10 protein-coding genes are annotated in these 9,221 nt (G+C 66.3%); 4 read left to right on the top strand and 6 right to left on the bottom strand.

Features of this window, described 5'->3' with window-relative positions:
* Both EN925_RS11455 and EN925_RS11450 read left to right on the top strand, forming a co-directional pair.
* Positions 1-885, top strand: an 885-nt coding sequence (locus EN925_RS11455; protein ID WP_128336543.1) for an MFS transporter, incomplete at its 5' end; no start/stop codon positions are given.
* Between the two features lie 51 nt (positions 886-936).
* Positions 937-1,245: an NIPSNAP family protein gene (locus EN925_RS11450; protein WP_024503037.1), complete on the top strand. Its 309-nt coding sequence runs from the start codon at positions 937-939 to the stop codon at positions 1,243-1,245.
* Between the two features lie 100 nt (positions 1,246-1,345).
* Here EN925_RS11450 and EN925_RS11440 read toward each other — a convergent pair whose 3' ends face one another.
* The 6 genes from EN925_RS11440 to hemC all read right to left on the bottom strand — a co-directional run bounded on the left by EN925_RS11440 (position 1,346) and on the right by hemC (position 7,432).
* Positions 1,346-2,059: a glutamine amidotransferase gene (locus tag EN925_RS11440; protein WP_013528913.1), complete on the bottom strand. Its 714-nt coding sequence runs from the start codon at positions 2,057-2,059 to the stop codon at positions 1,346-1,348.
* Positions 2,060-2,074: 15 nt separating this feature from the next.
* Positions 2,075-2,554, bottom strand: coding sequence for a TerB family tellurite resistance protein (locus EN925_RS11435; RefSeq protein WP_013528912.1), 480 nt, complete (start codon positions 2,552-2,554; stop codon positions 2,075-2,077).
* 36 nt (positions 2,555-2,590) lie between these two features.
* Complete coding sequence (locus tag EN925_RS11430; RefSeq protein ID WP_063173337.1) at positions 2,591-4,195, bottom strand: heme biosynthesis protein HemY; 1,605 nt, start codon at positions 4,193-4,195, stop codon at positions 2,591-2,593.
* Positions 4,196-4,205: 10 nt separating this feature from the next.
* A complete protein-coding gene (locus EN925_RS11425) occupies positions 4,206-5,678 on the bottom strand; it encodes a COG4223 family protein (protein ID WP_127388436.1) in 1,473 nt (490 codons plus the stop codon).
* A 109-nt stretch (positions 5,679-5,787) separates the two neighbouring features.
* Positions 5,788-6,504, bottom strand: a complete 717-nt coding sequence (locus tag EN925_RS11420; RefSeq protein WP_127370144.1) for a uroporphyrinogen-III synthase — start codon at positions 6,502-6,504, stop codon at positions 5,788-5,790.
* Position 6,505: 1 nt separating this feature from the next.
* Positions 6,506-7,432 (bottom strand): hydroxymethylbilane synthase, encoded by a 927-nt coding sequence (gene hemC / locus EN925_RS11415; protein WP_127388435.1) that lies wholly within the window; start codon positions 7,430-7,432, stop codon positions 6,506-6,508.
* A 101-nt stretch (positions 7,433-7,533) separates the two neighbouring features.
* Between hemC and tsaD the strand changes: the two genes are divergently transcribed.
* Both tsaD and EN925_RS11405 read left to right on the top strand, forming a co-directional pair.
* The gene (tsaD, locus tag EN925_RS11410; protein WP_198327618.1) at positions 7,534-8,619 is read left to right on the top strand and encodes a tRNA (adenosine(37)-N6)-threonylcarbamoyltransferase complex transferase subunit TsaD; all 1,086 of its coding nucleotides are present in this window, start codon (positions 7,534-7,536) and stop codon (positions 8,617-8,619) included.
* Positions 8,616-9,221, top strand: a 606-nt coding sequence (locus EN925_RS11405) for an NAD(P)-binding domain-containing protein (RefSeq protein ID WP_164894179.1), incomplete at its 3' end; no start/stop codon positions are given. The genes tsaD and EN925_RS11405, both read left to right, overlap by 4 nt.

Raw genomic sequence — 9,221 nt, 5'->3', positions numbered from 1 at the left:
GCCATGTTCGGCGTCGCCCGCGCCTTCTTCGGTCCGGCCTCGGCCTCGCTGTTCGCCAATCTGGTGCCGCCTCAGGATTTCGCCAACGCCATCGCCTGGAATTCATCGGCCTGGCAGACGGCGACCATCGTCGGACCCGTCGCCGGCGGCCTGCTCTACGGCGTGTCGCCGGAAGCGGCCTACGGAACCGCCGCTGTCCTGATGCTTGTGTCCGGGCTGCTGATCTTCACCATCCCGAAGCCGTCGCAGCGCACCGAGTCGGACAAGCCGACGATGCAGCACCTGCTCGGCGGGTTCAGCTACATCTGGAGCGAGAAGATCGTGCTCGGCGCCATCTCGCTCGATCTGTTCGCCGTGCTCCTGTCCGGCGCCTCGGCGCTGCTGCCGGTCTATGCGCGCGACATCCTCCAGCTCGGCCCGTGGGGCCTCGGCCTGCTGCGCTCGGCGCCCAGCATCGGCGCCATTTGCGTCGCCATCTGGCTGGCCGGGCATCCACTTCGCAACCACGCGGGCATGATCATGCTGGCCGCCGCAGCCTCGTTCGGCGCCTTCACCGTGGTTTTCGGCCTGTCGACCATCACCTGGCTGTCGATCGTGGCATTGGTCTTCCTTGGCGCCACCGATATGTTCAGCGTCTACATCAGGGAGACGCTGATCCAGCTGTGGACGCCCGACGAGGTGCGCGGCCGCGTCAACGCCGTTAACCAGGTCTTTGTCGGCGCCTCCAACGAGGTCGGCGAATTCCGCGCCGGCACGATGGCCGCACTGATCGGCACGGTGCCGGCCGTGGTGATCGGCGGCATCGGCGCCATCGCCGTCGCGGGCCTGTGGGTGGTGCTGTTTCCGCAACTGCGCAAGGTGCGCCACCTCAACGGGCGCAACTGATCTTCCCACGGTTGACAGCCGACGTGCCTAGCCCATGCCACAGGAGCTCTCATGATCACTTGCTACCTGAAATACGTCATCGACCCCTACAAGCTTGCCGAGTTCGAAGATTATGGTCGTCGCTGGATAGCTCTGGTCAACCGCCTCGGCGGAAACCATCACGGCTATTTCCTTCCAAGCGAAGGGGCGAGCAACATCGCCTATGCCATGTTCAGCTTCCCGAGCCTTGCCGACTACGAGGACTATCGCAAACGGATGGCTGCCGACCCGGAATGCCAGGAAGTGTTCGAAATGGAAAAACGCAATCGCAGCATTCTCAGCTACGAGCGCAGCTTCCTGCGGCCGGTGCTCGAACCTTAATGCATGTCGCCCAAAAGTGGCCCCGGTTTTGGGAGAACGACATGCATGAAGACAAAGACCTAAAGCGGGTCGCCTGAAATCCGTTCAGACGACGGTTCAGCTATCTGCTCGGCTTGCCGAAGATCATCCGCAAAAACTCGTCCAGCCAGCGCTTGAGATGCATGTCCCAGATCAGCCGGCCGCCGAGATGATCGCGGCCGGGCTGGGCACCGGGCAATTCGAAGCGATGCGCGCCGCGCACCACCCAGCGCTGCATCATCACCCTGGTCAGTTCGCCATGGAACTGGATGCCCCAGGCATTGTCGCCGTAGCGGAAGGCCTGGTTGGGATAGGTTTCGGCCGTCGCCAGCAGCGTCGCGTCCCTGGGCAGCGAAAAACCCTCGCGGTGGAACTGGTAGACCATCTCCGGCCAGTGCATCAGTTGCTTGCCGGCTTCGGTCGCCTTCAGGGGATACCAGCCAACCTCGACCAGCCCTTCACCATGACCCTCGACCTTGCCGCCGAGACAGTTGACCAGCATCTGCGCGCCGAGACAGATGCCGAGACATGGCCGGTTCTCCCTCAGCGGTATTTCCAGCCAGTTGGTCTCGCGGCGGACGAACTCGTCGTCGTCATTGGCGCTCATCGGGCCGCCGAACACCACCGTGCCGGCGTGGTCGTCCAGTGTTTCGGGCAAGGCGTCGCCAAGCGGCGGCCGGCGGATGTCGAGATCGAAACCTTCTTCCAGCAACATATGGCCGACACGCCCCGGGCTCGAACTCTCCTGATGCAGCACGATCAGGATCTTTGGCTTCGAACTCGTTTGGCGTGGCATGGGAAGGCGAAGATCCTATTCGTCGCTCGATGTTCCGGTGGCGCCGGGCGCGTGCGCCGCCGCCTTGCGGCGCGCCTCGACGCGATCGTGGCGTTCGACGCCGATCAGCTCGGCGACGCGCCAGACGGTGTTGTCCTCGAGCTCGTGCAACTCGCCGTCGGCATAGACGATTTCCCACATCAGGCCGATGAAGGCCTTGCGCGCATCGGCATCGAGATGGCGCTTCAGGACGCTGGTGAAGGCATAGAGATCGATCGCCTCGTTGTCGGCCCGCTCGCCGGCAGCGGCCAACGCTTCGAGTTCGGCGCCGCTGATCGAGTAGCTCTCGGCCAGCACCGCCTTGAACCGCTCCCACTCGACATCCTGGCGCACGCCATCGGCGTTCATCACATGGTAGAGCAGCGCCGAGGCGGCGACACGCGGATCGTCCGTGCTGGCATGCGTGCCGGCACCGGCCGGCAAATCCCTGAGAAACGACAGAACGCGTTCAAACATAGATCCATACCCCAACGGCCTGACGGCCTGCCCAACTCAAAACAACCGAAACCGGCGCGGCGATTTCTCCGCTTCCTCGTCCGGATCGACGCCGGGATCGTCCGGCAGCCGCGCAAGCTCCTCGGCCGGCTCGACGCCTTCGGCATCGCTCGGCACCGCGGCGAAGGCCGCTGCCGTGATTGGCCTGACATGATCTTCTTCGCGACTTTCAGCTTGCTTGCCCGCCGACGTCTCGCCACCGGCGTCGTCGATCACTTCGATCGGCCTTTTTTCGCTCGTCGGCTTTGCCAATGCTTCAATAACCGGTGCCGCACCCGCTGGCGCGTCATCATGGCTGTCGATCAACTGGCCAAGACGCTCCATCGGCGCGCGCCACTCGAAGGCGTCGAGCCGGCCGGTGATCGGCGATACCGGAGCCCAGCGTTCCGATACCACGCCGTCTGCGACCCAGGCCGGATCGCGCGGCGCCCGCAGCGCCCTGGACAACAGCTGCCGAACTTTGCCCTGATCGCCGGTCTCGGCCTCCTCGATGTCGGCGAGCAGCAGATAGGCGCCCTCGCGACGGTCCATCCGGATCGCCGCCTCGGCCTCGCGGCGGGCGGTCGCGAAATCCTGCGCGTCGAGCGCGGCGCGCGCCACCGTCATCGACGATTCGGCGTGGTTCTTCTTCATCTCCTGCAGCTTCTTCGCCCGGTTGAGGCGGTCGAGCACCGCGTCGCCCGGCCTTGCATGGGTATAGAGCTCGGCGATCTCCGGATGCGGCTCGGCCTTCCACGCCGCCTCGAGTATCTTCGAGCCCTTGCGCACATCGTTCTGCTTGAACAGTGCGGCCGCGGCGGCCACGGCGGCAGGCGCGAAATCGGGCCTGAGCTTGTTCGCCTCGATCGCGGCCGTCCTGGCGGCGGCGGGATCGCTGTCGGCAAGCGCCTGCGCCTTGGCGGTCAGCAGCACGGCGCGGCGGCGGTTGGCGGCATCGCGTTCGATCTGCCGTGTCGCTTTCTGCGCGTCGACGAGTTTCAGGGCGCCGTCCCAGTCGCCGCGCGCGGTCAGCTCTTCCAGCGTCGATTCCGCCGCCCAGGCCAGTTGCGGCGCCACAGCGGCGGCGCGGCCGGCATAATGCCTGGCGGCGTTGCGGTCCCCGAGCCGTTCGGCTTCCAGATAAAGCCCGCGCAAACCCAGCAGCCGCATTTCGGGATCGTCGAGCATGCTCTCGAATTTCTGCCGCGCGCCTTCATGATCGCCTTCGAGCAGCGACGCCTGCGCTTCGAGCAGGTGGATCAGCGGCTCCTGGTCGGAACGGATCAGCTTGGCGGCTTCCTTGGTCTTCTTGCGGGCCAGCGCGCCATCACCGGCGCCGGCGGCAATCATGCCGGTCGACAGCGCCTGATAGCCACGATCGCGGCGGCGGACACGGAAATAGCGCGAGATGGTGTAAGGGCTGTTCCACAGCGCCTTGAGCAGCCACCACAGGATCATCACCGCAGCGACCACGGCAACGACAGCCACCGCCGCCACCATCAGGCTGACCTGGTATTGATAGCCGTTGAAAGTGACGACCATGTCGCCCGGCCGGTCGGCCAGCCAGGCAAAGCCCAACCCGAGCGCGAAAACGACGATGAGGAAGGCGAGCAGGCGGATCATTGTGTTGCCCTCATGCCTTCATCGCGCCCGAGATCAGCGCATCGACCTGGGTTTCGACCTCGATGCGCGCCTTCAGCTTGCCGGCAAAGTCGGCGCCCGCGGCCTTGGCGGCCTCGGGCAGCGTTTCATACTCGCTGAGTGCCTTGGCGTAGTCGCCCTGGTTGACCGCCGCCTCCATGCGCGCGACGGTTTCCGGTGCGCCGGCGCCTTCGACGGCGCCGATCGGCCTGACCTTGACCAGCGATTGCGCGCTCGACAGAAGGCTCTGAACGAAGCCGGCATTCTCATCGACAGGCGTTGCCGCCGTGACCATGGCATTGGCGGCGGCATCAGCCTGCGATGCGATCTCGGCGCGGGTTGGAACGCCCTTTTCGGCATAGGGGCGCAGTGCCGCAAGCTGCGGCGCATCAGGCGAAATCGCGGCGAGGGTTTCGAGTTCGGCCGAAAACGGCCCGCCACGCTCAAGCGCCGCCTTCAAGGCCGAAGCCGCGATGGCAAGCGCGATCTTCGGCTGTCCCGCCGCCGCCTCGACCTTGCCGGACAGCTGCGACACAGACTGCTCCAGCGCTTTCAGCCGGCCATCCTGCGCGGTCGCCGCCTCGCCGGCCGACTTCACCTGCGCGTCGAGGCCTGCCAGTTTTTCGGTGAGCGGACCAAGATCGACCGGCGCCGAGCTGCCCGCCTTGCCGAGGGCGGCGACCGCCGTCTCGATCTGCGCGACCTTGTCGCCCAGTGCGGTGACGCCGGCCGCGTCGCCTGCTCCACCTTTCTCGACAGCCGATTTCAGCGCCGCGACATCGGCCTTGACCTGCTCCAGGCCCGAGGACAGCCCGACCATCTTCGCCGCTGCATCGCCATTGCCGCCGGCGTCCTTCAAGCCGGCGATTTCGGTCTTCAGCGAGGCGATGTCGCCATTGACGCCATCGAGCGAGACGCCGGCACCGGAACCCGGCGCGCCGAGCAGGCCGGCAAATTGCAGCCCGCCGGCGCCGACCAGCGCGATGACGCCGCCGATGATGCCGGCGGCGATGCCGTTGAGGCCGCCACGCTTTTCAGGGGCTGGCGCCATTTTCTCGTCCCGTGTCTCGGGTTTTGCCTTGTTGCCGTCGGTCTGCGCTGCCGACGCGTCGTCGAAACCGTAGTCGAAGGTTTTAGCGCGGTTGGGCGGCGCATCCGAACCGGGATAAGGGAGCTCTGGCTCGGCGGCTTTGGCTCCGCCATCCGCCGGCGCTTGCCCTTCCGCACCTGCGGCGCCATCGGCATGCTCCCAGGGCTCAAGATCGGTCTGGTCGGCATGAACCGGCTCTTCGGGAACCTCGGGCTGCGAAGCGTTCGCTGCTTCCTCGGCCTTCGCCTCGTCGGTCTGCGCCCCCTGCGTGGCGGCGTCCTCGTCGGCGATGCGTGAGACGGCGCCCGGCTCGAGATCGATGGTCACCGGCTCGCGGCGGCTTTTCGAGTGTCGCATCTTCGGCGTCTTGACCATGCCTGGGCTCCGCACATTCGCTTCGTCTCAACGCCTGGCGGCGCATGATGGTTCAGAAAGGGTCTAGCACATCACCAAGCGGTGAAAAGGGGCGGTGTGATGACGCGGCTCAGCGCGGCGCCTGCAAAAGCGCCAGCAATGCCTCCTCGTCAGGTTGCGCGGCAATGCGGATCCTTTCGCCGGTGGCATCGTCGAAGGCTGCGGCGATGCGAGCGGAAAGCGCAAAAACCCATGTTTTTTCGAAGAGACCGCGCAGAGCGGGCCGTCTTGCCAACATCTGCATCGCCGCCGCCGCCTTGGCTGAATAGAGCAATACCGCGTCGGCAGGTTGCCCCGACAGGCGTTCGAGGGTGACTTCGTCCGGATAACCCACTGTCAGCGTGTCATAGGTCTCGACGGCGTGGACCCGAACGCCCGCCGTCCCGAGCCTCTGTTCGAACGCCGGAAACCGCACGCGCCCACACAGGTAGACAATCGTCTTTCCAGAAAAATCGGCAGCGAGAACGTCGGCCAGCGCCTCGGCATCGCCCGGGCCTTCACTGACCGACAAAAACCCCGCTTTGCGGGCAGCTTCCGCAGTCCGCCTACCGACGGCATGACAAGGCAAGGCGGCGAGCGTCGCGATGATTTCTTCCGGCGCATGGCGCATGGCATTGGCGCTTGTGACGGCCACCGCGACGGCATCGTCCGGGATCAGTCCGGCAGCGGCGGGCAACGCCTTTGTTTCGGTCAGGGGCAAAAGAACCGGCTGAAAACCTGCCTCCTCCAGCCGATGCGCTGTGCGCGAAGCACCCGGTTCCGGCCTGGTCACCAGGACGCGAAGCATTTCAGAGCCAGCCGTCGAAGAACTTTTCGCCGGCCCTGGCGCGCACGCTCCGGGCCGCTTCGCCGCCGATGCGGGCGGCGTCTTGCGCCGATCCCTGCAGCTCGACCGTGTGTGACTGTGTGCCGTCGGGCGAGATGATCAGCCCGGCAAAAGACAGCTTTCCGGCCTCGATCGCCGCATAGCCGGCGATCGGCGTGCGGCAGGAGCCATCGAGCGCCGCTAGGAAGGCACGCTCGCAGGCCAACGCCTGGCCGGTCGGCACATCATGAACGGCCGCCAGCATCTTTTCGACCTCGCGGTCGCCGATACGAGTTTCGATGCCGATCGCGCCTTGCCCCGGCGCCGGCGGGAAGACATCGAGCGGTATCAGGTCGGTGACGACATGCTCGAGCCCAAGCCGCTTCAGCCCGGCATAGGCCAGGATCGTGCCGGCGGCGACGCCTTCGTCGAGCTTGCGCAGCCGCGTCTGCACATTGCCGCGGAACATCACCACGTCGAGATCCGGCCGCATCCGGCGGATCAGCGCTTGCCGCCGCAGCGACGACGAGCCGACTTTCGCCCCGCGCGGCAGTTCGGCGATCGTCTTCGCCGCTTTGCCGACAAAGGCGTCGCGTGCGTCCTCGCGCGGCAGGAAGGCCGACAGTTCGAGGCCGTCGGGCAGTTGCGTCGGCATGTCTTTCGACGAATGCACGGCGATGTCGATCCGGCCGGCCAGCAGCGCCTCCTCAATCTCCTTGGTGAACAGGCCCTTGCCGCCGGCTTCCGACAGCGGCCGGTCCTGAATGCGGTCGCCGCTGGTCGAGATGACGACCACCTCGAACGCCTCCGCCGGCATGCCATGCGCGGCCATCAGCCGCGCCTGCGTTTCATGCGCCTGCGCCAGCGCCAGCGGGCTGCCGCGTGTTCCGATTCTCAAGATTGTTTGCATGGCGCGCAGTCCGTGATAACCCCCCGGCAAGCGAGGCTTTTCCGGGGTTCTCCTAACGGGGAAAGCCCCATGATACAATCTTTAGGGACAGCGACGAATTGATCCGCGTGCTGGGCATAGAGACGAGTTGTGACGAGACCGCCGCCAGCGTGGTGGCCATCGACGGCGACGCCGCGCCAAAAATCCTGTCCAACATCGTGCTCAGCCAGATCGAGGAGCATGCCGCTTTCGGCGGCGTCGTGCCGGAAATCGCCGCGCGCGCCCATGTCGAGGCGCTGGACGGCATCATCGAGGCGGCGCTTGCCGATTCGGGCACGGCGCTAGCCGATATCGACGCGATTGCCGCCACCGCCGGCCCCGGCCTGGTCGGCGGGCTGATCGTCGGGCTGATGACCGCCAAGGCAATCGCCGCGGCGGCGAACAAGCCGCTGATCGCCATCAACCACCTCGAAGGCCATGCGCTGACCGCAAGGCTGACCGACGGGCTCGACTTTCCCTATCTCTTGCTGCTGGTCTCCGGCGGCCATACGCAAATCGTCGCCGTGCGGGGTGTCGGCGACTACCAGCGCTGGGCAACGACTATCGACGACGCGCTCGGCGAAGCCTTCGACAAGACGGCCAAGATGCTCGGCCTGCCCTATCCCGGCGGACCGAATGTCGAAAAGGCGGCACAGGCCGGCAACGCCTCGCGCTTTGCCTTTCCGCGTCCGATGAAGGGCTCGGCCCAGCCCGACTTCTCCTTCTCCGGCCTCAAGACCGCCGTGCGCCAGGCGGCGAGCGCCATTGCGCCGCTGAGCGACCAGGACGTCGCCGACATCTGCGCCTCGTTCCAGGGGGCCGTAGCCGATGCTCTGGCCGACCGTGTTTCTCGCGCGCTGACGCGCTTTCGCGAGACATTTCCCGGCACCAGGAACCCAGCCCTCGTCGTTGCCGGTGGTGTCGCCGCCAACCGCACGATCAAGACCATGCTGGAGCGGCTCTGCGCCGAGACCGGCTTCACCTTCATTGCGCCGCCACTGAAACTTTGCACCGACAATGCGGCGATGATCGCCTGGGCCGGCATCGAGCGGCTGCGCGAGGGCATGGCGCAAGAGAACGGCTTCGATTTCGTGCCGCGCTCGCGCTGGCCGCTGGACAGCATCTCGGCGCCGATGGTCGGCTCCGGCCGGCGCGGAGCCAAGGCATGAACGAGGTGGCAATGAGCGGCAACGTCACCGCGCCAAGCGGCTGGCGCGTTGCCGTGCTCGGCGGCGGCGCCTGGGGCACTGCCTTGGCCTTGGCCATGCTGCGCGCCGGCCATTTCGTCCGCCTTTACGCGCGCGATCCGGAGACCGTCGCCGCGATCGACCGCGGCGAAAATCCACGCTACCTGCCGGGCATTACGCTCCAGCCCGGCATCGTGGCGACGAGCAACATCCAGGCCACGCTCGACGGTGCCGATTGCGTGCTGGCGGTGACGCCGGCGCAGTCGCTGCGGGCGACGCTGGCGGCCGCGAAGGACCATATGCCGGCCGGTATCCCGCTGGTTCTGTGCGCCAAGGGCATCGAAAGCGAGACTGGCGCGTTGCTATCGGCGATTGTCGAAGAAATCCTGCCGCTCAATCCGGTTGCCGTTTTGTCGGGCCCGAGCTTCGCCAACGACGTCGCCCGCGGCCTGCCGACGGCCGTTGTGGTCGCCGCCCGCGACGAGGTGTTGGCCGCCGATCTCGCCGCCCGCTTTTCCGCCGAAAACCTGCGCTGCTATTCGAACGACGACCTGATCGGCGTCGAGATCGGCGGCGCCTTGAAG

This window comes from Mesorhizobium sp. M7A.F.Ca.US.006.04.2.1 (genome assembly GCF_004022915.1).
GTDB classification, from domain to species: Bacteria; Pseudomonadota; Alphaproteobacteria; order Rhizobiales; family Rhizobiaceae; genus Mesorhizobium; species Mesorhizobium ciceri.
This window is presented reverse-complemented; position numbering and strand designations above follow the sequence as displayed.